This is a genomic window from Lujinxingia vulgaris, assembly GCF_007997015.1.
GTDB classification, from domain to species: domain Bacteria; phylum Myxococcota_A; class Bradymonadia; order Bradymonadales; family Bradymonadaceae; genus Lujinxingia; species Lujinxingia vulgaris.
Map to the genome: position 1 here is coordinate 42103 of NZ_VOSM01000011.1, position 25661 is coordinate 67763.

General features: G+C 66.8%; 18 protein-coding genes. 4 read left to right on the forward strand and 14 right to left on the reverse strand.

Translation table 11 applies throughout. The annotated features are described in order from the left end of the window. Nucleotides 1-441: 441 nt before the first annotated feature. Complete coding sequence (locus tag FRC98_RS17570; RefSeq protein WP_146982737.1) at nucleotides 442-2700, forward strand: heavy metal translocating P-type ATPase; 2259 nt, start codon at nucleotides 442-444, stop codon at nucleotides 2698-2700. 15 nt (nucleotides 2701-2715) lie between these two features. Here FRC98_RS17570 and FRC98_RS17575 read toward each other — a convergent pair whose 3' ends face one another. From FRC98_RS17575 to FRC98_RS17620, 10 genes are all read right to left on the reverse strand, one after another. After that, nucleotides 2716-3726: a diacylglycerol/lipid kinase family protein gene (locus tag FRC98_RS17575; RefSeq protein WP_230467738.1), complete on the reverse strand. Its 1011-nt coding sequence runs from the start codon at nucleotides 3724-3726 to the stop codon at nucleotides 2716-2718. A gap of 75 nt (nucleotides 3727-3801) precedes the next feature. Next, nucleotides 3802-5019, reverse strand: a complete 1218-nt coding sequence (locus tag FRC98_RS17580; protein WP_146982739.1) for a heterodisulfide reductase-related iron-sulfur binding cluster — start codon at nucleotides 5017-5019, stop codon at nucleotides 3802-3804. Then, a complete protein-coding gene (locus FRC98_RS17585; RefSeq protein ID WP_230467739.1) occupies nucleotides 5019-6122 on the reverse strand; it encodes an FAD-binding oxidoreductase in 1104 nt (367 codons plus the stop codon). The genes FRC98_RS17580 and FRC98_RS17585 overlap by 1 nt, the downstream gene beginning before the upstream one ends. After that, nucleotides 6119-7795: an FAD-binding oxidoreductase gene (locus tag FRC98_RS17590; RefSeq protein WP_146982741.1), complete on the reverse strand. Its 1677-nt coding sequence runs from the start codon at nucleotides 7793-7795 to the stop codon at nucleotides 6119-6121. The genes FRC98_RS17585 and FRC98_RS17590 overlap by 4 nt, the downstream gene beginning before the upstream one ends. After that, a complete protein-coding gene (locus FRC98_RS17595) occupies nucleotides 7792-8475 on the reverse strand; it encodes a hypothetical protein (RefSeq protein WP_146982742.1) in 684 nt (227 codons plus the stop codon). Before FRC98_RS17595 ends, FRC98_RS17590 begins: the two co-directional genes overlap by 4 nt. 165 nt (nucleotides 8476-8640) lie before the next feature. Continuing rightward, the gene (locus FRC98_RS17600; protein WP_146982743.1) at nucleotides 8641-9819 is read right to left on the reverse strand and encodes a class I SAM-dependent rRNA methyltransferase; all 1179 of its coding nucleotides are present in this window, start codon (nucleotides 9817-9819) and stop codon (nucleotides 8641-8643) included. A gap of 633 nt (nucleotides 9820-10452) precedes the next feature. Further along, nucleotides 10453-11487, reverse strand: a complete 1035-nt coding sequence (locus FRC98_RS17605; protein ID WP_146982744.1) for a nitrogen regulation protein NR(II) — start codon at nucleotides 11485-11487, stop codon at nucleotides 10453-10455. Between the two features lie 66 nt (nucleotides 11488-11553). After that, nucleotides 11554-13002 carry a multiheme c-type cytochrome gene (locus FRC98_RS17610; protein ID WP_146982745.1) on the reverse strand — a complete coding sequence of 483 codons (1449 nt, stop codon included), beginning with the start codon at nucleotides 13000-13002 and terminating at the stop codon, nucleotides 11554-11556. A 112-nt stretch (nucleotides 13003-13114) separates the two neighbouring features. Then, the gene (gene rapZ / locus FRC98_RS17615) at nucleotides 13115-14026 is read right to left on the reverse strand and encodes an RNase adapter RapZ (RefSeq protein WP_146982746.1); all 912 of its coding nucleotides are present in this window, start codon (nucleotides 14024-14026) and stop codon (nucleotides 13115-13117) included. 26 nt (nucleotides 14027-14052) lie between these two features. Next, nucleotides 14053-14823, reverse strand: a complete 771-nt coding sequence (locus tag FRC98_RS17620) for a Stp1/IreP family PP2C-type Ser/Thr phosphatase (RefSeq protein WP_146982809.1) — start codon at nucleotides 14821-14823, stop codon at nucleotides 14053-14055. A 396-nt stretch (nucleotides 14824-15219) separates the two neighbouring features. Between FRC98_RS17620 and FRC98_RS17625 the strand changes: the two genes are divergently transcribed. Continuing rightward, nucleotides 15220-16335 carry an MJ1255/VC2487 family glycosyltransferase gene (locus FRC98_RS17625; RefSeq protein WP_146982747.1) on the forward strand — a complete coding sequence of 372 codons (1116 nt, stop codon included), beginning with the start codon at nucleotides 15220-15222 and terminating at the stop codon, nucleotides 16333-16335. A 21-nt stretch (nucleotides 16336-16356) separates the two neighbouring features. Here the strand turns inward: FRC98_RS17625 and FRC98_RS17630 are convergent, their stop codons facing one another. The 4 genes from FRC98_RS17630 to rpmG form a co-directional block, all read right to left on the reverse strand. Beyond that, a complete protein-coding gene (locus tag FRC98_RS17630) occupies nucleotides 16357-18525 on the reverse strand; it encodes a WD40 repeat domain-containing serine/threonine protein kinase (protein ID WP_230467741.1) in 2169 nt (722 codons plus the stop codon). A gap of 268 nt (nucleotides 18526-18793) precedes the next feature. Continuing rightward, entirely contained in the window at nucleotides 18794-20548 is a 1755-nt protein-coding gene (locus FRC98_RS17635; RefSeq protein WP_146982749.1) for a hypothetical protein, read from the reverse strand. Nucleotides 20549-20905: 357 nt separating this feature from the next. Then, entirely contained in the window at nucleotides 20906-21148 is a 243-nt protein-coding gene (gene rpsR / locus FRC98_RS17640) for a 30S ribosomal protein S18 (RefSeq protein ID WP_115606679.1), read from the reverse strand. A gap of 42 nt (nucleotides 21149-21190) precedes the next feature. Further along, nucleotides 21191-21346 carry a 50S ribosomal protein L33 gene (rpmG, locus tag FRC98_RS17645; protein WP_111731220.1) on the reverse strand — a complete coding sequence of 52 codons (156 nt, stop codon included), beginning with the start codon at nucleotides 21344-21346 and terminating at the stop codon, nucleotides 21191-21193. A 530-nt stretch (nucleotides 21347-21876) separates the two neighbouring features. Here rpmG and FRC98_RS17650 point away from each other — a divergent pair. Continuing rightward, complete coding sequence (locus FRC98_RS17650) at nucleotides 21877-23169, forward strand: YncE family protein (protein WP_146982750.1); 1293 nt, start codon at nucleotides 21877-21879, stop codon at nucleotides 23167-23169. Nucleotides 23170-23255: 86 nt separating this feature from the next. Continuing rightward, nucleotides 23256-25658 (forward strand): YncE family protein, encoded by a 2403-nt coding sequence (locus tag FRC98_RS17655; protein ID WP_146982751.1) that lies wholly within the window; start codon nucleotides 23256-23258, stop codon nucleotides 25656-25658. The last annotated feature ends 3 nt before the right edge of the window (nucleotides 25659-25661 follow it).

The following is a 25661-nucleotide window of genomic DNA, read 5'->3' on the forward strand; positions in this document are numbered from 1 at the left end:
CCGGGGGCGATCCTTACGCCTCTAGCAGTGCGCGGGCCGCCGGGCGCGTGCGCCGGCGCATCGTCAAGAACATCGCGCGCGCTGGCCAGCATTCCCCGACGTGCCGCGGCATAGCCGGCGCTCGCTGTGGGTTGACGGTGTGGCAGCGCGGCGTAAGGCTTCCTCTCTGAGCGCCGTCTTTAAGGTAGACGGCCCTCGGGCACTCGCTCGACCTGCCCCACTGATACGGCACCTCATCAGGAGTTTTTCGTGGATCGCGACCCCCTCCAGAGCTCGACCTGTTGCACCGGCGATGGGTGCGCCTCCGACGCGCCGCCCACCGAGGCGTCATCGGCGCATCGTGATGGTGGGGGGCACCTTCACGATCATGGTCACGATCACCACGATCATGATCACCACGATCATGATCATCACCATGACGCGCATGAGCCCTCCCACGAGGTGTCTGACGCCCCGGCGAGCTCCGCCGCCGCGCGCACCGTCTTCGACGTGGAGGGCTTATGTTGCCAGAGCGAAGTGCGGATGATCGAAGACGCGCTGCAGGGCGCGCCGGGCGTCGCCGAGCTGCGCATCAGCGTGCCCTCCGGCACCCTGACCGTGTACCACGACGGGCAGAGCTCGCGCGATGAGGCCACCGTGGCCGCCCTGGGACGCGTGGGGCTTAAAGCCCACCCGCGCCGGGAGGCCGGCCGCCGCGCCGCGCCCTCAAGCTCCGCCTTTGACGGGCGCTTCTTTACGGTGGTGGCCGGCGCCCTGCTCACCGCCCTGGGTGCCTTCTTGCGCTTTGGCGTTGAGGGCGCGGCGATGGCCGAGAAGTTGGCTCTGGGCGCGGCGATCGCAGTCGGCGGCGTCTATGTGTTTCGGCAGGCCTTTCATGCGCTTCGCCAGCGCCGCATCGACATCAACATCCTGGTGACTGTCGCCGTGATCGGGGCGGCGGCCATCGGAGAGTGGTTCGAGGCCACGGCCGTGATCCTGCTCTTCGGGTTTGCCGAGTGGCTGGAGGCCCGCTCGATGGTGCGGGCGCGCGAGGCCATCGGCGCGCTTGTTTCGCTGGCCCCGCCGGTGGCGCGGGTGCGACGCGGCGAAGGTTTTGAAGAGGTCCCCGTCGACGAGGTGCGCCCGGGCGATGAGGTGGAGCTTCGTCCCGGCGCGCGTGTTCCGGTCGACGGCGAACTCTTGAGCGGCGTGACCGAGATCGACGAGTCGACCATCACCGGTGAGTCCCGCCATGTGCGCAAGGTCGAGGGCGACGCCCTCTACGCCGGCACGGTCAACCAGGCCGGCCGCGTGCGCATGCGCTGCACCGAGCCGGCCTCGCGCAGCACCCTGGCCCGCATCATCGACGCCGTCGAAGAGGCCCGCGCCCAGGCCTCGCCGGCCGAGCAGTTCATCGATCGTTTTGCGCGTTATTACACCCCGGCGGTGGTGGCGCTGGCGGTGGCCGTGGCCCTGCTCGGGCCGCTGGTTGCCGGCGGTGGCGGGGAGCTGTGGTTTTACCGCGCGCTGGTCTTTCTGGTGATCGCCTGCCCTTGCGCGCTGGTGATCTCCACACCCATTGCCAACGTGGCGGGGCTCGCGCGGGCCGCTCGCCAGGGCATCCTGGTCAAGGGGGGCAAGTGGCTGGAGCGCCTGGGCGGGCTGCGCGCGCTGGCGCTCGATAAGACCGGGACGCTCACTGAGGGCAAACTTGTGGTCGAGGCGATGGAGGCCGCCCCGGGAGTGGAGGCCGATGAGCTTTTGCTGGCGGCCGCGCGGGTGGAGGCGGCCAGCGAGCACCCCATCGGCCGCGCGATCGTGGCTGCGGCGATGGGGCGTTTTGAACTGGCGATTTTTGTCGATCAGGTGGTCGACGCCCGCGCGGTGGTCGGGGCGGGCATTGAGGCGCGCCTTCGCGACGATGACGCGGCGGGGCGCGATGACCATGCTGCACCGGGGTCGATGCCCACCCTGCGGGTGGGTCAGCTGGAGTGGCTCTCGGAGCTGGGTGTGGCCCTCGACGAGGACTTTGTCGCAAAAGCCCACGCGCTGGAGGGGCGCGGCCACACGCTCGTTGCCGTCGCCCGCGATGCGCAGCTCTTAGGGGTGATCGCACTTGGTGACCGCGTGCGCGCCGAAGCGCCGGCGGCCCTTGCAGCGCTGCGCGCGGCGGGGATCGAGGAGATCGCCATGCTCACCGGCGACGGCCGCCCGGCCGCCCTGGCCGTGGCCGAGCGCCTGGGGCTCAACCCCGAGCTCGTCTTCGCTCGCCAGACCCCTCACGACAAGATCGCCCGCGTCGAAGCCCTCAAAGCCCGCACCGACGATCGGGTCGCGATGGTCGGCGACGGCGTCAACGACGCGCCCGCGCTGGCTGCGGCCTCGGTGGGTGTGGCCATGGGCGCCGCCGGCACCGACGTGGCCCTGGAGAGCGCCGATGTGGCGCTGATGGGCGATGACTTGAGCCGGCTGGCCGAGGCGATCGCCATCGGCAAAAAGACCCGCGCCATCATTTTGCAGAACATCAGCGTGGCGCTGGGGCTCAAGGCCATCTTCCTGGTGCTGGCGATGGGCGGCTGGGCCACGCTGTGGATGGCGATCGTGGCCGATATGGGCGCGAGCATGATCGTGATCTTCAACGCCATGCGCCTTCTGCGCCGTCAGGCCGAGCCGACCGCTCAGCCCTCATCGGGCAGCGAGGAGCCGGCGCTGGCGGCCTGAGCAGGGGGGCCGATCTCAGGCCTTAAACTTCAGCGCACCGGCGTGCACGTTAAACGTCGCCGGGAGCTTGCCGGGCTGCTCCCCGTCGAGATCGACCAGGGCGTATGGCGAGCTTTTGACAAGGCGCACCGCCACCTGCCGGGCGCGGTGACGGCCGACGTTGCGGTGGCTTAAGTGCTTGCCCTTGTAGATGTCGGTGAACATGCGCACGGCCTGCGCCTTGCTCAGATCGCCCATGACGATGAGCTGCAGCTTGCCGTCGTCGAGCTCCGCGCCCGGGGCCACCCACATGCCCCCGCCAAAATACTCACCGTTGGCGACCACCAGGTTGAGCACCCGCTCGCGCAGCTCGGCGGTATCATCCAGGCGAAGCTCCACCTCGATATTCTTCCAGCGCGCAAAAGCCCGGGCCGTGGCAAGCGTGAAGCTCGCGCGGCCGCCCAGCCCCTTCCAGGTGCTGTTGGCCATCGCGTCGACCAGCCCGCTGATGCCCCCGCTGGCGATGTTCACAAAGTAGCGTGTGGCGATGCGATCGCGGGCGTCCAGAAAGCCCACCTGCCCCAGATCCAGCGCGCGGGTCTCGCGGCCGCGCAGGCGCTCAATGGCCTCGGGCGCGCCGGCCATCAGCCCCACCGAGCGCCGAAAGTCCCCGCCGGTGCCCAGGGGCACAAGGCCCAGCACCGCGTCGGGGTTGATCGGCTTTAAACTCACGTCGAGGCGGCGCACCCAGCCCTCTTCGTCGAGCGCGTAGCAGGCCGAGGCGTCGGGGCGCTCGTAAAAGCCGTTGGCAACCTCGTTGAGGGTGCCGTCGCCGCCCACGGCCACGATCATCTCCCAGCCCGTGCGCAACGCCTCGCGGGCCAGCAACGTGGCGTGGCCCGGACCTTCGGTAAAGGCAAAGTCGACCTCCGGGAGGTTCGCGCGAAAAAGACGCTCTAAGAGCGGCCAGTCCTCTTTGACCTGGCCCGCCCCGGCGACCGGGTTGGCGACGACAAAGGTGCGAAGATGTGCCGAGTGTTCACGCATACAAAATCCCATCGGGGCAGCCGGCGATCTAAGGCCGGTGAATCTTCAACATCGAGGTAAAACCACGGGGTGAATCTAAAGCGCGTAGGCCTCGCAGACCAGCTCCAGCAGAGAGGTGATGTCGAGATCGTCGCGGGCCTCAGCCAGCGCGCAGGCACACGTCGCCGCCGTGCTCACCTGGCGGGTGGCCGTGGGATGCTGATGCAGCTGATCGGCCACACGCGCGGCCTGACGGTTGGCCGCCTCGGGCTCCAGCGCGCGGTAGACGGCCTGGCCCCCGCAGCACTCCGACTCCACCCCGTCAAACATCATCGCCACGGGCTCAGTGCCCCCGAGCGCGCGCAGCACCTTGAGGCTTGCGGCTGAGAGCGCGGCCTGGCGGGTCATCATGCAGCTGTGGTGCACCATGACCTCGCTCAGATTGATCTTCTGCGCCGGCGGGTTTTTGGCGATGGCCTCGGCCAACACCTCCACGAGGTGGGTGGGTTTGAGGCGCTGCGGATCGCCGTGGGAGAGCTCCGGCCAGGAGCTCCCCGGCTCGGCCCAGGCGCGCAGCGCCGGGCAGTCGGTATAAAGCTCGGTGAGCCCCTCGAGCGAGGGCCAGCGATCCTGGAGGTGGTGGTCCAGCGCCGGCCTGTCGCCGGTGGCGCCCAATGGAAACCCACAGCAGACCGGCAGATGATCGGGGCCGGTGCCGATCAGGCGCACCTTCTGCCCGAGCAGGCGCTCAAGCAGCCTTCCCAGGCGATCGATAAGCCCCGCGTTGGACTGGAGCGTGTCGCAGTCCGGCCAGAAGCCCACGGTGCTCTCCGGGTCAAAGACCTCGGGGTCGGGGCGCCAGCCGACCGCCCCGGCGTAAGGGCGGCTATGCGCGGCAAAACTCTCGCGCAGAGGCCCGAGCGCAGGCGGCACCATCCCGGCCTCAGCCGCCTGCTCACGCGCCAGCCACAACGCGCGGGGCACGTCGTTGTCGTGGCGGCAAAAGGCCTGGCAGCGCCGGCAACCGGTGCAATGGTAAAAGGTCTCGGCCACCTCCGGGCTTAATGCCACGCTCTGATCGCGGGTCAGCTCCAACAGCCGCATCATCCCCCAGGGCGTGACCGTCTCGCGCGACTCCGCAGCAGACGCCGGGCAGCTAAAGCGGCACATCTTGGGGCAGTAGGTGCAGTAGGCGCTCATGCGCCCGATGTCGTCGGGGGTCGACGTCGGCCGCACAGCCGGTGGCGCGTCGCCTTGCGGAGCCTGCGTCAGAGGGGGGGCGTCTCCCCGGGGTGGGGCGTCGTCGTGGCGCATCAGGAGGGCTCCGTGGTGGCGGGTGGGTCAAGGGGCAGGCTCTGGCGCAGCGGCCAGCGCGCGATCACCCCGGGCATGGGCACATCGAGCGGAGCGTTGTGCTCGACCACAAGCTCGACGCGATCGGGGGTAAAGGCCGTGATCGTCAGGTCCTCCACCCCCGGGGTGCTCCGATCGAGCGGCGGGTTCTGCAGCGCGCGGGCCGTACACCACAGCCCGCTGGAGCGCTCGGCGCGGCTATGCGCGCGGCGGGCGGGGTGGCGATCTTCGAGCCAGCGCCGCCGCGCCCGAAGCCCCTCCACGTCCAGATGGGCGTCGGGCAGGCGCAGGTTCGCCTCGATCCACCGGATCTGCCCCCGTAACAGGGCCCCGGGCGCGCTCAGCGCCATCTGCAGGCGTTCGGCGCGCGCGCCATAATGAATCCACTGCCAGCGCAGCCCGGCCCGGTAGACGGCCTCCAGGAGCGCCAGGGCCTCCGCGAGCCCGAGCCCCTCAAAGATCAAAAGCTCGCTCTCCAGGGGGCGGCGAGCGACCAGCGTGGCCTCCAGAATCGGGCCGTGGCGGCCCTCGGCGCCTATAAATAGATAACGCAGGTCGGGGCCGGCGGCCTTGCGCGGCGCCGCCAGATACTCGTAGCTGCCGCTTTTGGGCGAAAACGCGCTCAGGGCCACGCAGCCGTCGCGAAGCGAGCCCATCCCCAGCGTTTTGGGGCCCGGGCGAAAACGCGCCAGGAGGCCCCCCAGGGTCGCCGTGGAGGGCATCAAGGCGTAGCCCCCGGCCGAGAGCCCCTCGGCGTAAAGGGCGTCCTGCAGATCGCGCCAGCGCACGCCGGCCTCCGCCTGCACAAGCCCGCTGTGGCGATCGATGGACAGGATGCGATCCATGCCCTCGGTGCGCAGCGCCACCGCGCCGGCCAGCGAATAGCGAAGATGCTGCCCGTCGCCCACCAGCACATACGCGCGGCCGGCCGCGTCGAGCTCCCGGCAGTGCGCGAGGAGCTCCTGGCTTGTCTCCACCAGCCGCTCCTCGGCCGGAAGCTCAAGGCCCCGGGCCTTATAATGGTGTCGGGAGGGCGCGCTCAACGTCGGTGTCGTTGTGCTCACAGGTAGACCTTCGATGGGTTGAGGATACCGTCCGGATCGTAGGTGGACTTCAGCGCCCGAAAGAGGGCTTCGCCGCCGCGATGGTCGCGGGCGGTAAACGCCGCCTTGGAGCGCCCCACGCCGTGGTGGTGGGCGATCGAGCCGCCCGCGTCGGCCACTGCGCCCAGCGCGCGGTTCCAGGTCAGCTCGTAGGTGCGCAGCGTCTGGTCCACGTCGGCCCCGAAGCCCGCAAAGGTGAAGTAGATCGAGCAGCCCTCGGCGTACACATGGCTGAAATGGGCCATGATAAAGACCTCCCGCTCCACCGCCCGGCGCACCGCCTCATAGAGGGGCAACACGTTCTCCCAGGTCGTGGAGACCTCCATCGTGTCGACGAAGGTGCCCGCGTCAAACATCGGCGACTGCTTGTAGCTCACCGAGAAGCGGTTTTTCAGCCAGTGCTTGCCCGGCCCTTCGCCAAGATCGACGCCGTAACGCCCCAGCAGGTCGAAGGCGAAGGAGGCCTCGGCGTCGATGAGCTCGTTATGGCCCTCAAAGCCGATGACCAGCAGGCATTGGGCGGGCACCCGCTCAGCCAGGCGGTTGATGAGCAGGGGCTGACCCACCGCGCGGCTCAAGAGCTCGTGGGAGGCCCGTTCCACCAGGCGCTCCACCGGCGCGGCCACCCCCAGATCCCCCAGCGTACGTTTTGCCAGGCGCCCCAACCCCTTGAGCAATTCGCCGGCGCTCGGCGTTGGCGAGTTGCTGCCGGGGGGCACCGTGCTCAGGGTGGAGGCCTCGGCCTTGCGGGCGCGCTTTCGGCCGCTGCCGGCGATCAGGCTGTCGAACTCGTCGTAGAGGCGCACCACCGCGGGCCTGAGCCCCTGCTGCATCAGCTCGCGGATGGCGTCGAGCGCGCCCTTAAGCGAGGGAAACTGAAAGCCGCGGTAGATCTGGCGCGAGGGCAAGGGCTGCAGGCGCAGCGTGGCCTCGGTGATCAGCCCCAGGGTGCCCTCGCTGCCCACAAAAAGCTGCGTGCTCTCCGCCGCCATACCCCCAGCCGACTCGCCATCCCACACCCCGGGGCGGCGCACACTGGCGGCGCTGTCAATGACATCGGCGCGTCCCGTGACCACGCGCATGTTCACGACCATGTCTTCAATCTTGCCGTAGAGGCTGGAGTACTGCCCGGCCGAGCGCGCCGCCAGATACCCGCCCACGCTCGAGCAGTAGAGCGAGGAGGGAAAGTGCCCCAGGGTCAGCCCCCGGTAGTTCAGCGCCCGCTCCATATTCATGCCGATAAGCCCGGGCTGCGCGCGCATGATCAGCCGCTCGGCGTCGGCCTCCAGAAGCTGGTCCATACGTTTGAGATCGATGACGATCGCCCGCTCATCGAGTGCCACCGTGCCCCCGCACACGCCACTTCCCGCGCCGAAGGGGATGATGGGCGTGCCGGTCTGGCGCGCCCAGCCGACAAGCTGCACCACCTCGTCTTCGTTGGCCGGCTGCACCACCGCCGAGGGCCGATGCACCCCCACCCGGCGCCCGCGCGTCAAAATAATGCCGCGCGGCCAGCAGTCGTTGTCGTAGGCCAGCCGGTCGGGGAGCTGGCAACGCACCCAGCCCGGGCCGACGATCGCCTCAAGATCCCGTTGCAGCGCTGGCGAGAGGTGGGGGGTGGGGTTGAGGCTCATGAATCCTCGGGGGTGGAGGGGGGCGCCACGGCCTCGGGCGCTTCGGCGTCGGTCGAAGGGGCGTCTTCCAACATCGCGTCTTCGGAGGCTGTGTCTTGAGGCTCGGGGCAGGGATCGTCGCCGGTGCTGCCATCGGTGGGGGGCTTGGCCATCGCCTCGATGCCCGCGGCCAGGAGGCGGTCGGCGGCGCTCTCCACGCGTTTGAGCAGCAGGGTCAGGCGCTCGGCGGTGGCCTCGCTCTGCGGGGTCTCCCGCGAGAAAAAGGCCAGCTCCACGACCTTTGTCAGCCCGCTCTGCGCGAGCTCTTCGAGGCTTTTGAGCAGGCTGATGCCCAGCTCATGGGTGGCCGGATCGGCGGCCACCTCCGCGCGCAGCTGGCTCATCTCTCCGAGGCTGGGAAAGGCTTTGTCGAGCGCCGGCAGCGCGTCAGCCAGCTCCGCCATCGCGCCCACGAGCTGCGCGAGCTCGGTGTCGGGAAGGCGCCAGTCGCGCTCCTCGTCGGTGAGGGGGCCCAGCGTCTGGCGGCCCAGCTCCACCAGCGCGCCCGAGGCGCTTCTGGCGGCAAAGAGCGTGGGAATCCAGGCCGCAACGCGCGCCTCCAGCCGGGGCACCCGCTCCACCGCCCCCCACACCGAGGACATCCAGTCGCCCAACCCGCCAGATTTTGAGTCTTTTGCCACCTTCTCCTCCAACCCTTCGCCATCGCCCCGGGGTCATCCACGATCAGGGGCAAAGCTCCAAAAACTCCGGATCCTTACCATTGCCTTCTTAAGTGCGCTCACCATCGGACAGCGCCCCCCGCTTTGACAAGGGGCTCGCCGCCAGCAGCGCGCTCGCCAGCAGACTCAGTCGCGGCAGAGCGTGCCCAGGCTGAACTGCAGGTAATCCCCCTCCGGGAAGGCCGCCAGCGTGGGGTGATCGACATCGGCCCCAAAGGTGCCCGTGAGCACGAGCTCGGCGCCGGCGCGCTGGCTGGCCGCCGAGACGATGTTCAAAAAACGCCCCCGGTCGATGTGGCTGCTGCATGAGGCGAGGGCAATGGTAGAACCGGTGGGCATGACCTCAATCAATTTTTGGAAAATTCGCGTGTAGGCCTCGGTCGCCCGCGGCACGTCGCTGTGGCGGTGGGCGAAGCTGGGCGGATCGCAGACGGCGACCTCAAAGGGGGCGCGCTCCGCGTCGAATTGCTCCAGGTACTCAAAGGCGTCGCAGGCCTCGAAGCCGTGGGCCGGCGCCGGGATGTGGTTGCGCTCAAAGTTGCGCCGGGCGTCGGCGATCGCCGGCGCCGCCAGATCCACGGTGGTCGTGCGCGCCGCCCCGCGGGCCGCGGCCGCCAGCGAAAACGCCCCGGTGTAGCCAAAAAGATTGAGCAGCCGGCGCCCCACACACAACTCGGCCAGGCGGCGGCGGTTGGCGCGCTGATCGAGGAAAAAGCCCGTCTTCTGCCCCTCCATCGGGTCGACCACGTAGGTCAGCCCGCCCTCCACAAATGTCGTCTCCGCGGGGGCCTCGCACTCCCACCACTCCGCGCGCGGGAGCTTGCCGCGGTGGAGATTCGAGCGTTTGATCGCCCAGTGTTTGATGGGCAGGAGCTTACTGATCGTCTGGCGCGCGGGCTTGAGCCAGCGCTCGGCGGCCAGCCCGTCGGGGCGCAGCACGGCCACATCGCCATAGATATCGCACACCAGCCCCGGTACCCGGTCGCCCTCTCCGTTGAGCAGGCGAAAGCCGTTGGTATCGGCCGTGGGAAAGGGCCGGCGCTTGATCGCCTGGCGGATGCGCTGGTCGAGCAGGCGGTTGTCGAGCTCCGTCTGGGGGTTGCGCGTCCACAGGCGCACGCGGATGGGCGACTGCGGATCGATAATACCTCGTCCCAGCCAGTCGCCGTGCATGTCGTAGACGTCGACGGCGTCGCCGGCCTCAAGCTCGGGGTGGCGGAGCGCGTCTTCGAAAATCCAGGGGTGCCCGGCGCGCAGGACATTTTCCAGGGGTTGGGTCAGATCGACGCGGGGGTAATAACGCATAACTCAAAAAACTCGGAAAAAAGGGCAGATCGGGGTGGGGGCGTTTCTGGCAAGAGCGTTCCTGGCGAGAGCATGCCCCAGGTTGCCTGCGGGCGCCACCGCCGCCGGCCGCTGCCGCCTCCTGACGCTTTGGGGCGCCGGAGTTGACGACTCGCCATCAAACGAAGGCGCCCCCGGGCGCCCGATTTATCGAGGCCACCCCAGGGGAGGGCGCCTCGGGGCACCAGATTTGCAAAATGGCGATGAAGCGAGCGTGACCCGGGACGCCTCGGCTGGCGAAGCGCCATGAACCGACCGTGTCCGCGGACGGCCCCCCGGGGGGGAGGACCATGAACCCACCGCGTCCCGGGACGCCTCGGCTGGCGAAGCGCCATGAAGGGACCGTGACCCGGGACGGCTCCGCTGAGGTCTTCGCCTGATTTGAGGCGTACGCGGACGGCGTTCCGGGGGGTAGGACCATGAAGCGAGCGTAACCCGGGACGGCTCCGACGAGGTTGCCACCTGATTTGAGGCGTTCGCGGACGGAAGGGGAGGGGGTTCAGCCCCCGAAAAGGGTATGCCCTGGCGAGTTATAACGCGCCGACAGCCCGGGCAGGGCCGCCGGCGAGCATGGCGGGTGGCGTTCGGAAAAGATCAGTGGAGTGTGGGAGCGGGCAAAAAGGCGGTGATGGCGTGCTGGTCGCAGATCACATCCACATCGAACTCGGCGACAACCTCGGGCACCCGCGTGAGGTGCTCGTCCTGCTCCACGCGGCCCACGAGCATCGGCCAGAAAGGGCCATCGTAGGCAGTGTTGGGGTCGTCGGCACCGCCGATACTCAGCTCTACGCCGGGGTGCTCGGCACGTGCTCGCCGCGCGTTGAGCTCAAGGCGGCTGGCCTGCGGCCAGCGCATCAGGGCGTTGGCCACCAGATCGGCCACCAGCTGCCCGACACGCGAGGGATGGGCGCGCAGAATGGGCAGATCCTCCTCGGCGTTCACCACCAGCTTTGGACCGGGGGAGAGGGTCTGGCTCAAGACGCGCTGCTGGCGCTCCAGCAGCTCGTTGAGGTCGGTCTCGGTGGGGGGCAGCCCGTCGAGGGAGGTCAGCAGCTGCAGCGCGTCGACCAGGGCGATGCCGCGGCGACAGGCCTTAAGCGCGCGTTCGAGCTGCTGGCCGTGCGCATCATCCTCGACCTGGTGACGCACCAGATCCACATAACTCGCCGCCACCGTAAACACGTTGTTGAAGTCGTGGGCGATGGCCTGGGCCATGCGGCTCTGCAGCTCGGCGCGGCTGAAAGGCTGGGGCGGCACAAGCTCGTTGAGCATGGCCAGGTAGCCCGGCTCCCCCTCGTCGTCACGCTCCAGGGGGATCAGGCGCAGCCGGGCGGCGCGCATCGGAGTGCCGGAGGCGTGCAGGTAAGTCAGGGCGCGATCGACAAAGTCGCAGCCCCCCTTTGCCAGGCGGCGGCTGGCCCTGGCGAGCTGGCGAGCGCCCTCCGGGGTGAGGAGCTCGGCGTGCGGGGGGCTGGGGTTCGAGAGGCCCAGCAGGTCGACCAGCGCCGGGTTGCAGACCCCGGGGGAGCCTTGAGCGTCGACGAGATGCATCGGCCAGGGCGCGCCCAGAAAAAAGGCGGAGAAGGCCTCCGCGGAGCGGGGCAGGGCGACAGCGGGAGCATGGCGCATGGAGAGCCTCGGAGGTCAGGGGCCGCACGGCGTGGCGATCGGCACAATCCCTCTAAAGCTAAGCACTTATTCTGGGGCGGTCGACGCGTCTTGAGGCTCCAGCGTCTGGCGAGCGCCGAAGTCGTCTTCGATGGAGAGCAGGCGCACCTGCCCGTTTTCAGCCACCTCCCAGCGGGAGCGGTGGAAGTGGCGCCCGCGCACGTAGCGCCCCTCGAGCTCGTGGAAGTCGAAGGCCTCCTCGTACATGCGCTGTTTGACGGCCTCGATCTCCACGATCACCGGCCCCTCGCCAGCAGGCGCTTCGTCCTCCCAACTCAGCCCCAGCTCAAGCGACTCGCCAGGCAAGATGCGGTTGTCGCTCTTGAGCTTGATCTCGGGCCACCACTCAAAGATGGCGCCGATGCGCAGCGCTTCGCGGGCAAGCTCCCGGCCATCGGGGGTGATGACGCGGGCGCTCACGTCGACGTGGCGCTCCGGATCGCCGGTGGGAAAACGGTGGCCGGCCTTATCGTTGAGCACCACCACCCGGGCGTCGGCGCAGCCGTCGCCGGCGCAGTCGTCGGCGGGGCCTTCCAGGTAAATCGAGGCGCCGGAGCCGAAGATCTCGCGCAACGGCGCGATCTCCGCCTCATATTCGGGCTTTTTGGGGATGAGCGAGCCGCCAAACCAGTGGTGGCGGGTCTTACGCACGGGCACATCGTAGTTCCCGGCGATCTTTCGCTCGGTCTGGGGCATGTGGCAGTCCTGGCAGTGTTGCTGCTGCTCGGCGAACTCGCTCTCGGACCACTCGGCGCCGGTGGTGAAAAAACAGCCTAAGTTTTGCTCGGGGAAGAGCGCCTCGGCCTGGTGGCAGCGCACGCAGTTTTCCTCGTCGAGCAGGTGATCGCCTCTGGCCACAGGGTGGGGCGCGGCCTCGGAGTCGCCGCGGGGGCCGAGCACCACGCCATCCTGCACATGGCAGGTGGCGCAGGTGATGGCGTCGAGCTGCAATTCGGCGTCAAAGACGGGGTTATCGACGTAGATCGGTTTGGCGATGTCGCCGTCTTCCAGCCCCACCACCAGCTTTTCGAGCTGGTTGACCAGCGGGGTGTGGCAGTTGACGCACATCCAGCTCACGTCGTGGCGCTCGGCGCCGGGCTCGTTGTGGTCGCCGCGGGATTTTGCGAGCTCCTCCATGAACTGGGCGTCGTCGAGCCAGGCGCGGCGGTGGGTGGAGAGCTGCCACTCGGCATAGATCTCGGCGTGGCAGGCCCCGCAGGTCTCGGCGCGCAGATCGGGGAGCCCCTCGGGCACGGGGGTGTAGGGGTGGGGGCGCTCGTAGAGGGGGCGGCTCTCGTAGAAAGCCTCGGCGGCGGCCAGGGCCTCTGCTGGCGAGAGGTTTTCAAGCCTGTCGGGGGCGACAGCCGGAGCGCCGGGGGCGGGCACAGGCTCGATGTTGAGCGCGGCGATCACCCCGAAGACGATCACGGCCAGCGCGATCAAAAGGGGCTTTGCGCCCGGTCGACGTGCAGACATCAGCGGCTCAGTGCGGCAACTTTAACTAAGAGACGCTCGTGGAGATGAGCGTTGGAAGGGTGGGGCATAGGAAGGGTGGGGCATAAGCGGTGCAGCAGAAACGATGGGTTGCTTAACGCGACTTACGCTCTAGATCGCGGTGGCGGGTCGAAACATTCCAGCCCCGGTTGGCGAGCCGCTGCGTGATCGTCTCGGCGATCGCCACCGAGCGGTGCTGCCCGCCGGTGCATCCGATGCCGATGGTCAGGTAGCTCTTACCCTCGCGCTCGTAGAGAGGCAGCGTGAACTCGGCCATCTGCTGAAAGAGCCCCAGGAAGGTCACCGCCTCGCTCAACCCCAGCACATACTGCTGCACATCGGCATCAAGCCCGGTTTTGGGGCGCAGCTCTTCGACAAAATACGGGTTGGGCAGAAAGCGCAGATCGAAGACCAGATCGCACTCAATGGGCAGCCCGTACTTGAAGCCGAAGCTCAGCACCGAGATCGAGAAGGGCGGGGGGGCATCATCGCTGAAGCGCTCCTGAATCAGGGCCTTGAGCGTGTGCACGGTGTGCGTGGAGGTATCGACGACCACATCGGCGCGGGCGCGGATATCGTCGAGAGACTCCCGCTCCAGCCGAATGCCCTCGGGCACGTTACGCGCCTCACTCACAGGATGGCGGCGGCGAGTCTCGCTGAAGCGGCGCACGAGCACATCGTCGGTGGCCTCCAGAAAGACCACCTGCACGTCGATCCCCTCGTCGCGAAGCTGGTTGAGCGTGGCGTTGGCCTGATCGAGGTGCACGTGGTCGCGGGTGTCGACCACAAAGGCCAGCCGGCGCCACTCCTGGCGCGAAGGCCCGCTCTGCGCGAGCTCCAGCACCTTGGGCAAGAGCGGCACCGGCAGGTTATCAATGCAGAAGTACCCCAGGTCTTCGAGGGCGCGGATCGCGGTGGATTTGCCCGAGCCGCTTAGCCCGGTCACGATCACCACGCGCGGCGCTCCGGCGCCCGGTTCACTGCGTTCGTCGAGCTCCTCGGACATGACCCAAACCTTTGCGATGTAGAAGGTTATTCTTTGAGAACTTCGACCATCACACACGTGGTGTTGTCGGTACCGCCGTTGTTGTTGGCCGCCTCGATGAGCTTATCGATGCAGACCTCCAGGTTGTCGCGGTTATCCACCATGATCTGACGGATGGTCTTGTCGTTGATCATGCCGTTGAGGCCGTCACTGCACAGCAGGTAGAGATCCTTGTGCTGAGGCTCCTCGTGGCAGACATCGACCTGGACGGTCTCCTTCATGCCCAGCGCACGCACGATGACGTTTTTATGCGGGAAGTTCTCGATCTCTTCTTCGGTGAGATCTTTCATCTTGATGTAGTCATTGAGCAGCGAATGGTCTTCGGTGACCTGATGCAGCTCCTCGCCGCGCAGCCGGTAGACGCGGCTGTCGCCGACGTGACCCACGTAGATGGTCTCCCCGCAGATGCACAGCGCGACGACGGTGGTGCCCATGCCGTGGTGCTTGCTCGGGTCGTTTTTGGCCGTCTCGAAGATACGCAGGTTGGCCAGTTTGATGCTGGCGCCCAGGCGGTTTTCCTCGTAGGTACGCCCCTTCTCCATCTTATAGGGCCAGGTCAGATCTTCATCTTTGCTGGTCTCCTGGAAGAACTCGGCGATGGTGTCGACGGCCAGCTGTGAGGCGACCTCGCCACTGGCGTGCCCTCCCATGCCGTCGGCGACGATGTAGAGGTTCTCCTCAGGCACAAGACGAAGGTTGTCTTCGTTATGGCCCCGCTTCATCCCGACGTGGGTGTTTCCAGCGTATCGCAGTTTGATCGGCACGGTCTTGACCCCGTTTGACGGCAGCGCGCGGTGGGTGTGGCCTGGCTCAGGGCACGGCGCGTGGCGCAGTGATTCAAGTCGTCTTCTGGCAGGTTTCGCTCCCGGCTGGAGCGGTTGACGATGGGCGACACCAGGGCGTGTTCAAAGCCGGCATTTTTTCGCCGGCGAGGTGGTCCAAAGGTGCGCCACCGGCCGCCGCCGCATCATCATGGATCGGCGTTACAATACTTGGAGGGGGGCCATCGGGCAAGGAAGATGCGGGTTGGCGCTGCGGGCTGGCGAGGCGTTTCCAAAGTGTCACCGCGGCGGGCCCCGATGCGCTTGAAGCGCGCGCTACGAGAGCGGTACAACGAGCTGCAGTCCGAAGCTCAGCGAACCCCGGGAGTTGGTATGAAGATTCTTTATGGCGTGGTCGGCGAGGGCATGGGTCACGCGATGCGCAGCGGCGTGGTGTTGGCCTGGCTTCTGGAGCAGGGCCACCAGGTGCAGGTCGTCGCCTCCGGGCGCGCCCACGATTATCTCAAAGCGCGCGTGCCCGAGGTCGACCAGATCTGGGGGCTGACCATGGCCATGGAGAATAACGAGGTGCGCCGGCTGGCTACCGCCGTTGATAACCTGCGCGGGGCGATGGAGGGCTGGCCGTCCAACGTGCGCCGCTACTTCGAGATGGCCGCAAAGTTTGAGCCGGATCTTGTGATCAGCGACTTCGAGAGCTGGAGCTGGCTCTTTGCCAAAGTTCATCGCATTCCGCTGATCTGCATCGATAACATTCAGCTCATCAACCGCTGCTGGCACGAAGACCACATCATTGGCGAGGAGATGAACGCGTTTCTGCTGGCCAAGTCGATCGTGAAGGCCAAATGCCCGCGGGCGGCGCATTACGTGATCACGACCTTTGTGGAGCCGAAGGTGCGCAAAAAACGCACGTCGCTGGTGCCGCCGATCTTACGCCCGGAGCTCCTCAACGCGCGGCCCTCAGAAGGGGAACACCTGCTCGTCTACCAGACCTCCCCGAGCTTTTCGGATCTTCCACGCATGCTCGCCGGGCTCACGCGTCCGGTCTACATTTACGGGCTTCGCCGCGATATCAAAGAAGATCAACGCCACGGCAACCTCACCTTTCGGCCCTTTAGTGAGACGCAGTTTGTCGAGGACCTGGCGAGCTGTGCCGGCGTCATCGGCTCGGCGGGCTTTACGCTGATGGGGGAGGCACTGCACCTGCGCAAACCCTACCTGGCCACGCCGGTGGGCGGGCAGTTTGAGCAGCTGCTTAACGCGCGCTACCTCAAAGACCTGGGCTACGGCACGTACACTCAGCGGATGGGACCGACCGACCTGGTGGATTTTGTTGATGATTTGCCCCGCTACCGCGAGGCGCTGCAGAGCTACGAGCCGCGCGATAACAGAGCGCTTTTTGAGCGGCTCGAAGAGCTCTTCGATCAAGCGGAGGCCGGGCTTTTGCGGTCGCGGCGGGTGCGTTGGCTGGGGTGGGAAGCGCCGCAGTGAGACGCGGGCGGGCGCTGCGGCTCAGCGCGCGGCGGCGCCGGCGCTGATCTGCTCAAAGCAGAGGGTCTCGACCCGGCGATCGACCGCGCAGATGGCGGTCGGCGTGCTGCCGTCGGCAAAGAGCAGGGCGAGCACATCGAGGTGGCGCGTGGGCAGGGTCATCAGCTTGCGCCCGGTGGGGATCTGGAAAAGCGCCAGGGTGTGGTTGGCGAGCGCGGCGGCCAGCAGGTAGTTGTCTGGCGAGAGGGCCATGGCGGTCACGGGCGCTTCGGTGCGGAACTGGGCGGTGGGCTGTCGGGGTGAGCCCAGCGAGAGGATCTCCACGCTGTTGTCGCGTCGGCTGATCGCGGCGGTGTCGCCGCCGGCGCCCAGCGCCACACACCGCACCGCCTCGCCATTTCGCACGCGCGTCCACTCGCTGGAGCTCGAGCGCCCGGGTTGATGCGCGTAGACCCGCCCGGAGGTCGAGCCGGCGATCACGCTTTTGGTGCCCGGGCTCACCGCGATCGAGGCGATCGAGGCGCGGCGAACATCTTGAAAAAGGGTGCGCGTCTGCGCCTTGTCGAGCGAGGTGCGCGAGATGGAGCCGTCGCGATGGCCGGCGAAGATCGCATCTTCGCCCAGGGCGAGCGCAGTCACGCGCGAGGCGGTCGCCACCGCCAGGGGGCGCGGGCTGCTTGCGCCGGCGTCAAAGAGCATGGCCTCGTGGGGAGCGCCCTCAAGGATCACAAAACTTCCGCCGCTGTGGGCGCTTGCCACCACCTCAGCCGGGCTCACCCGAAGGGTGTGCAGCGCGCCAGGCACGGCCGTGGCCGAGCTGCTCTCGTGCGGGGCGTAGCGCACCTGGGCGGGGATGGCCTTAAGCCCTTCGTGATGCTGCGGGGTGTCGATGCGCGAGAAGACCGGGGTGTGCGCGGGCTGACGCTTGCCAAAGGCCTGCAGGGTGGCCGCGCTGGTGTGCTCCTCTCGCCCGAAGCCGTGCGGCTCGGCGGCTTCGGCCGGCGGGGCGGCCACTGAGGCGTCGGAGGTGGCCGCGGCTTCGGCGCTGGAGGCCACCGTGGCTTTGGTCGCCCCGAACACCCCGGAGGGCGGTGTCATGCGCCCTGAGCCCACCTGTGAGGATGAGGTCGCCTCGGAGGAGAGCTGCGAGTTGGCAAAGGTGTCCAGCGCGGCGATCACCTCGGAGAGGTCATTGGGGCGCTCGGAGGGCTCTTTGGCCAGCATACGCGCGACCAGGCGCTCCAGCTCCTCGGGGAAGACACGCCCGGGGTGCGCCTCGCTTAAGCGCGGCGGCTTCTGGCGCACGTGCATGCGCAGCACGCTGTAGACGTTGTTGGAGATAAAGGGCGGCTTGCCCGTGAGCATAAAGAAGAGAATCGCGCCCAGGCTGTAGATGTCGCTGCGCCGGTCGACGGTCTTGGCCATCGCCTGCTCGGGGCTGGCGTAGAGCGGCGTGCCGATGAACCCGTGGGTCATGCTCACACCGGAGTCGTCGGTCAGGCGCACGATGCCAAAGTCGAGGATGTGCATGAAGTCGTCGCCGGCCGGCAGGCGCTCGACCATCATGTTTTCCGGCTTGAGATCGCGGTGGATCATGCCGGCCTGGTGCGCCTCATAAAGACCGTTGGCGATCTGGCGCAGGAGCGCGCAGGCGCGCTGCACGCTGAGCGGGCCCTGACGAATCACCAGATCCTCGAGCGTCATCCCCGAGATCAGGTCCATGATCGCGGCGACGTACGAGCCCTTCAGGTCGAGGATCTCGTAGAAGGAGACGATGTGCGGGTTGCGAAGTCGGCTCAGCGCCTCGACTTCGCGGTTGAGGCGCTCGATGATCTGGTCGGCCTGACCTTTGTCGGTCGAAATGATCTTGATGGCGAAGTGGCGCGAGATCGAGAGGGACTCCGCCCGGTACACCGCTGCAGACGATCCGCGTCCCAGGGGTTTGGCCACCAGGTAGCGCTTGTCGATCACTCGCCCGAGCCACGGGTCGTTGGCCTCTTCCAGGGAGGGCCAACCGTCCTCGGGCGCCTTCAAGGCGCACTCCAGGCATTGCGGCTCATCGGCGAAAACCACCGACATGCAGCTCGGGCAGTGATGCTGGGGGCTTTGCTCCCGCAACTTCTGCCTTCGCGCTTCGCGTAATGCGCGGATGTGCTGGCCTGTCCCGGAGGACGAACCCAGGTTAGACATGATGCGCTCCCTGACGGCGTCGACATCGGTGACACGGGGCACAAACCACGAGTTTCCCCCTTTCATCTGTGCCAGGCGCCGGTATGCTAATGACTTCTATTTGAGATCGCCAAGCCCTATTTTGTCAAATCTTGTCAAAAGTTTGGCGTGTCCGGCGAAAAGTTTGGCGCGATTGGTCAAAAATAAAGCCACCTTCCTGCAACAGGAGGTGGCTTTATTCTCTTTCAGCCTCCCCCCCGTGGCTTGTTTTCAGCGTGTGGTGCCGTGGTTAACGCTCGCTGGGCAGACGCGCGTAACGCGCCTCGACCTCAAGGCCAGAGAGGATGTTGAACCACTGCTCGTCGTTCCAGTCGATGATCACCCCGGAGGTACCACCCGGGCAGGCGCTGAGCTGGTAGTTGGCCGGATCGACCACGCAGCCCCGCGGATACTCCGGCAGCCCGATGGTGCCTTCCAGGCAGTACTGGGTGGTCTCCAGGCGGGTCAGGTCGGCCTCGGCATCCGCCGGAAGCTTCATGCGCACCTGCACGCCCGTGTCGCAGTAATAACCCGAGGACTCCAGGCCGGCGTCCACCGGGTAGGGGCGGCAGGTGCCCGCCTCGCCAGTGTAGGGGTTGGAGGGGCAGGCCGCCTCAGGCCCGTCGCAGGCGTAGATGTCGTCGATGCAGCCGGAGGCTTTGGGTGAGAAGAGTTCAGCGATTTTATCAAGAGCCGGCGTGAAATCGCTGCAGATAAGCCCGGTCATCGGCTCATCTTCCGAAGGCGCTTTGGGGAAAGACCGTTCAAAAGCGCTGATGAACTCTGCATAGCGGTGGCCCGAATACGCTTCCCCGTTGACGCTGGCGCAGCTGATCGGGACGTGGTCACCGGCGTTGGCAGTCTCAGGCTGACAGTCCGGCTCGGGGCGATCTCTGGTAAAGCGGCTTTCGCGTCCATGAATCGAGGCCATAATGACCTCGGTATTGGGATCGACGCTGTTCACACCGCGGGAGGCGGCGATGTTGGCGAGCAGCTCGTCACGCAGGTTGCTAACCTTCAAAAGCGCGCCGGCTTCACCCAGGTTTTCCTGGTAGGTGCACTCGCTGACGCCACAGTAGGTCTGGTAGTCGAGCGTGCCATCGTGGCTGCAGTCGTTCTCGTCGGAGACGAAGATTACCCCGGTTTCTGCGTCAGGACGCAAGAAGCCAGCGTTGGGGTATTGCGCCGGATCGCCGTCAGGACCGCCGGTCAACTCCGGAGAAAAGGCGCGGGCGACAGCGGCCAGCCCCTGTTCAAAACCCCAGCCGCGCACGCCGACCAGGCTCATGCACGCGAAGTCCTTGGAGAGGCGGTCAACCTCAAGTTCGCCACGTTCGTCGGTGTAGTCTTCAGCGCGAAGTACCTTGGGGATGGGGCGATAGGCCGAGGGCGGCGGGAAATAGGTCTCGGCCAGACGAGCGTCGCCGGTACATTCTTCAGGCCAGTTAAACTCGTCAAAGGTGCAGCGCAGCTCAGAAAGAGGCGGGTTGAGAAGATCCTGATAGTCGTCCGGGTTGGTCGTGCACTCCACCGCGGTGGCGATGGAGTCAAGAATGGGCGACATATCATTTAAGTTGAGGCTTCCGTCCTCATTCAGCCCGTAATAGCAGGTGTTGTCAGCGCCCGGGATGGGCTGCGGGGTCGATTGCAGATATCCCGGCTCAGCGACCGGCTCGCGCCCCCTGTCGACGGTGTCATCGACAAAGTGGGTGGTCGTCACCCCGATATGGAAGTCGAGGTTAACCTCGCCGAGGATCTGGACAAAGTCGGCAAAGCCCTCGCGCAAGAGCTTTTGCTCCTGACACATCGAGCCGGAGTTATCGATCATCCAGAGGATGTCGGCCTTGGCTGTGCCGTTGGCCGTCTGGGGTTGAATAAACTCAATGGCGCTGGTCGAGCGCGTCAGCTGAACCGGGTATTCGTTGCAGGCGGTGATGCCGGCGACGGTGCATAGCCCCAGGGTCGCGGTCAACAGGCGCGATGCGCCGGGCACATTCCATCCCATATCTGGCCTCATGTCGTTTCAGAAGAGCGCTGATGATGCAGCGGGTTGAGGAGCTTCTGGTTGTGCGCAAGGCTAGCGGAGACACCCGGCGGTGTCTACAGCCTCTGCCCCCCTTTCGGGGCGCGTGTGGCCTGAACGCGCCGATTTCTCGCGCGCCGGCGGCAGCTGCGGCCCTTGTAATAAAGCGTAACCCCTTGTGCGGTCTGACTTCGCGGCGTTGTGCGCAGCGCAAGAACGCAACGCGGCGGCCGCCCTCCCGACCCGCTTAAGCGGGATGATGGGGGAGGGGGCCGCCGTCGTCGTTGCCCTGGCGCGCGCTGTTCTTCTGAAAACATCAGGAGCAGGCGCGCTCAACCCTTACGACTTGTGCGTGGTGTAGGGCAGCAGCGCGATCTGGCGAGCGCGCAGGATGGCGCGGCGCAGGCGGCGCTGGTTCACGGCGTTCACGCCGGTGATGCGACGCGGCAGAATCTTGCCGGTGGTCGTCACAAAAAGCTTGAGCAGCTCGGCGTTCTTGTAGTCCAGACGCCAGGAGGGGTTCTGCTCAAAGGGGTCGATCTTGCGACGGCGGCGCCAGTTGATCTTTCCGTACTTGGACATAAGGGGTTCCTCTTAAGGGTCAGCCGGGTGCGCCGGCCTACATTATTTGATCTTGGCTTCCACGAACTCGACGTACTTGCGGACCTTCGGATCAAACTTCTTGATGCGAAGCTTGTCGGGGGTGTTCCGCTTGTTTTTGGTCGTGGTGTAGAAGTAGCCGGTGCCGGCGGACGAAACGAGTCGGATTTTCTCTCGCATGACAAACTCTCCAGAATATCGTGGCGCTCAAAAGCGCGAAGGCTTCACAGGCCTGAAGTCGGCGTCGCAAAATTTTGACCCAGCAGGTGGGCGGAGGACTACATAACGGGCCTTGGAGAAAAAAACAAGCCGGGTAACGACGAAAGCGCGCGCGGGCGCCTGCGAGCCCTCATCGAAGCGCTGTGGCGAGGGCGAGGGGTTGGAGGAGAAGAGAGCGTTGCTCGGAGGTGAGACGGCGAGTTCGGCGCGAATTCAGGGGGGGATCGGCACGTGCCTCTGCGGGCGATGAGGCGATGTGTGGCCTCGCTATGGAAGATTCGCCCTGCTGATCGCGGCCGATCGGCGCCGATCGCACCACGGGCGGCGGCGATCCCCTGAAGCCGGAGGCGCTGGTTTGCAGGCCGGGCGTCTTGAGCCTTGAGGGCCAGCCCTTCAGCGGGCGCGCTTGCGCTCGCGGGCGCGCAGGTGCTAATTCGCACTCGCCGCGTTTGCGGGCATCGATAGAAGAAAACAGGGCGATCTGGACTGGTATGAATGACCGAATGAAGGTGCGGCTGCTGATCGCGGCCGCCGGCTGCGCGCTGGGAATGACAGGATGTGGGGAGCCCTACGAAGAGCCCCTGCCGCCTCGCGACGCGCTCTATTACCCGATCGGGCTGGAGATGCACCCGGCGGGGCGCTTTTTGTATGTGACCAACAGCAACTTCGATTTGAAGTTTAACGAGGAGATGGGGGGCACGGTCTCGGTGATCGATACGACGACCAACACGATCCTGGCCGACGCCTCGCCATATGTTCCCTCCTTTGCCGGTCATATCGAGCTCAATGAAGACGGCACGCGCGCATATGTGACCAGCCGTCAGGAGAGCGAGGTGACCGTGCTTGAGGTCGCCTCCGAGGGGCAGGCGCTCTTCTGCGAGGTCGACGGGGAGTCTCAGCGAGATACCCGCAGCTGCCTTGTGCGCCGGGTGCCCGATGTGCGCGACGGGGCGGAGATTCCCCTCGATCCCTTCGGCCTCTCGGTGGGCCGGGTAACCCGGGAGATCGCCGGCGAGGAGGTGGACTTTGATCTGGTGCACCTCTCGCACCTTCAGGGTAATCAGGTGACCTCGCTGAGTTTCCCCGATGGGGAGATCGCGGGGGCGTCGATGCGCAGCGCCGCGCTGCTTGAGGGCGGCAACCAGACGCGCATTCGCCCCGGCACCCAGGATGTGTACGTGGCGGGTCGCTTCACCAATGTGGTGGCGATCTTCCAGCCTTACGTCAACGAAGAGGGCACGGTGGAGGCCATCGTGCGCCGCGGCACCGTGGAGCTCTCTCGCGCGGTGACGCAGGTCGATGCGCGCGGGCTAGCGTTTAATGCTGCCGGCGATCGCCTCTATGTGGCCGCGCGCCGCCCCGGCGCGCTCTTTGTGGTCGGCATCGATGAGAGCGAGGGGCTTCGTCACGAGATCATCAACACCATTCCGCTGGAGCCCGGGGCTTCCGGAGTGGTCGTGCATCAGGGCGCCGACGGGGTGGAGCGGGTCTATGTCCCCTCGTATCGAAACGGCATCATTCAGGTCGTCGATCCGCAGCTTGGCGCGGTGGTCGATATCATTGAGGTCGGTCGCAGCCCTTACGATATGGTGATCGATCCGGCCCCGGTCCATTGCGGCGCTCCCGGGGAGCGTTGCCAGGCCTACGTCTCGCTCTTTGACCAGCGTGGAGACGTGGCCGGCGCACGCTGCAAAGACGACGAGAAGAGCTGCGGGACGATCGCGATTATCGATCTCGATCCGGCCAGTGAGACCTTTCATCAGGTCATCGAACATATTCAATAACCCCACCTCCCCGCCAACTCGCCACCCCTTTACTCCGGGCGTGGCGCGGCGGGCCTGAGGGTGGGTAGCACACGATGTGAACGCGTATGAGCAACGCCAGGACGATCGCGACTTTTTGCGGGTTGGGACTTCTCACGCTGGCCACCGCCGGCTGCGAAGAGCAGGTGCGCCAGGCTCCCAGTGGGCTCAACGCCCCGGTGGCCATCGAGGCGGTGCGTGGCGAGGTGTGTCTGCCCGGGCTCGACTCCGAGGACTTCTCCATTGCGCCCGGGGCGCTGCCGCGCTGCGCCGATGTGGAGCGCCCCCGCGGTTTCGGGCTGGTGGTCAACACCGTCTCCGAGCGCCTGGGCGTGGTCGACCTGACGGCGTCGATCCCGCGTCTGGTCAACCTGGACACCCGCATCCCGGGCATCACCCAGATCAAGGTGGGACCGCGCCCCATTGATGTGGCGGCCAGCCCCGATGGCACCGCCGCGCTGGTGGCCAACCAGGGCGATAACACCCTGAGCGCCGTCGATCTCTGGACGATGCGCACGCTCCCCGAAGCCGTGGAACTTCCCGGCTCGCCGGTGGCCATTGAGACATTTGAGAACGCGTCGAGTGCCGGGATCGCCGCATTGCTGGCCGCTCCCAACACCCTCTGGGTGGGACCCTCGCTGGGTTGCGAGCGGCCCGAGGGCAACATCGACCGCCGCGGCTACACCCCGGAGAACTGCACCTGGGCGGAGGGTGAGGCCGTGGAGCTTGCGCTCCCGGGTCAGCCCACCGATCTGGCGCTCGACGCCGAGGCCGGGATGGCCGCGATCGTCTACGGCGACCTCGCCGATCTCTCACTCGTCGCGCTCAGCGATGAGGCCCTTGGCGAGGCCACCTGCCTGGAGGGGGAGTCCGCCCCCTGTGAAGTCGCCCGCATCGACTGGGCTGGCGAGCGTGGCACCCTCTTTGGCGCCACCGAGGTCGCTTTTGATCCGAGCGGCGCGTTTATTTACGTGCTCGAGCAGGCCGAGAGCCAGGTCGTGGTCATCGACCGGGCGCGCGGCGAGCTCATTGATGCGCGTCTGGCCAGCGAGCCCACGACAGTGGGGGCGTCGGATATCCCGGGTATCGCGCTTGTGCGTCAGGCCCGCACGATGGCGCCTGTGCTTGAGCGCCGCGTGTTGGTCGATGGCCCCACCGCGCTTGTGGTGCATCGCCACGGCCTGATGGTCGCCTCCGACAATGGCAGCCTCTACCGCGTGGATGTGCTCGACGTGGAGTGCGCCTTTGAGGCGCCCGAGGGTCTGCTCAGCGACGAGGCGTTTGCCTCCAACACCGAGCTCCGAGACGCCCACCCGGAGGCTCGCTGCCTCACGCTTCCGGCCCTGCCTCTGGCCTCGCTCGAAGAGAGCATCGACACCTCTGACGAAGCCCTCCTTAATCGCCGTGTCATTGAGGATGAGGATCGCACCCTGGCCATCACCCCGATCTTCGCGCTGCGGGATGCCGCCGCGGCCCAGGGGCGCCTGGTCGGCCGTGCCACCTGCGAGCAGCCCGATGAGCTTCGCCAGGCCATGAGCCAGGCCGCCGCCGGCACAGCTACCGCGCTGGGCTGCGGCTCCCCGCTCATCGATCAGCCCGTGGCCCCCGACGTCGACGAGGAGCTGCGCAACTTCATCGACGCTCCGCGCGCCGAGCTGATGCAGCTGGCCCGCGCCCAGCTTCAGGTCGAGGGCGACGAGGTTCAGGCCGAGATCAACCGCCAGGTCTATGACGTGCGCCTGCGCAACGAGAGCTGGACGCTCACCTTTGAGGGTGCGCTCCCCGGCGTGGGAAGCCAGGAGCGCGGCATTATCGCCACCGAGGGCGCCGGCAAGTTTCTCTCCGGCGGCGTCGACTACTGCGCGGCCGGCGTGGAGGTGGGCGATCGCCTGCGCATCCTCTCCGAGCCGGCCGAGGGTGGGGGCTGCGCCGATTTCCAGGGCAGTGAGACCTTTTTGACCTACGAGATCACCGAGATCGGCGCGACAACGCTCACGATCAGCCCCATCGACGAGGAGGGGTTTGCGGCGATGCTCCCCACCCGCGAGTGCTTTGATACGGGGCTTCGCTACGAGGTGCGTCCTCAGGAGCAGTGGATCGCCACGGGCACCCAGAGCGGGTTCGCCTCGGTGTGGGAGCGCGACGGTGAGTCCTGCGTGCTCAAAGAAGACGCGCTCAACGGCCGCATTCAGGGCCGCGTGGCCGCTGGCGAGGTCTGGGAAGGGCCGTATCTGGCGCTGCGCATCCGCGAGGGTGAGGTCGGCGCGCGCGAGGGCTTGAGCTACACCTTCCGCGTGGACCGGGCCTTTGCCGTCGACGGCGCCTCGCTGGGCACGGCGCTCCCCTCGGAGCTTGTGGTGATTGACGACATCGGCGCCGGCCGCCAGATCGCGCTCGTCGACGCCGGCACCAGTACCGTGTACATCGCGCCGCTCGACAACATCCTCACCGGCGGCGACTTCGTGCGCTGAGGG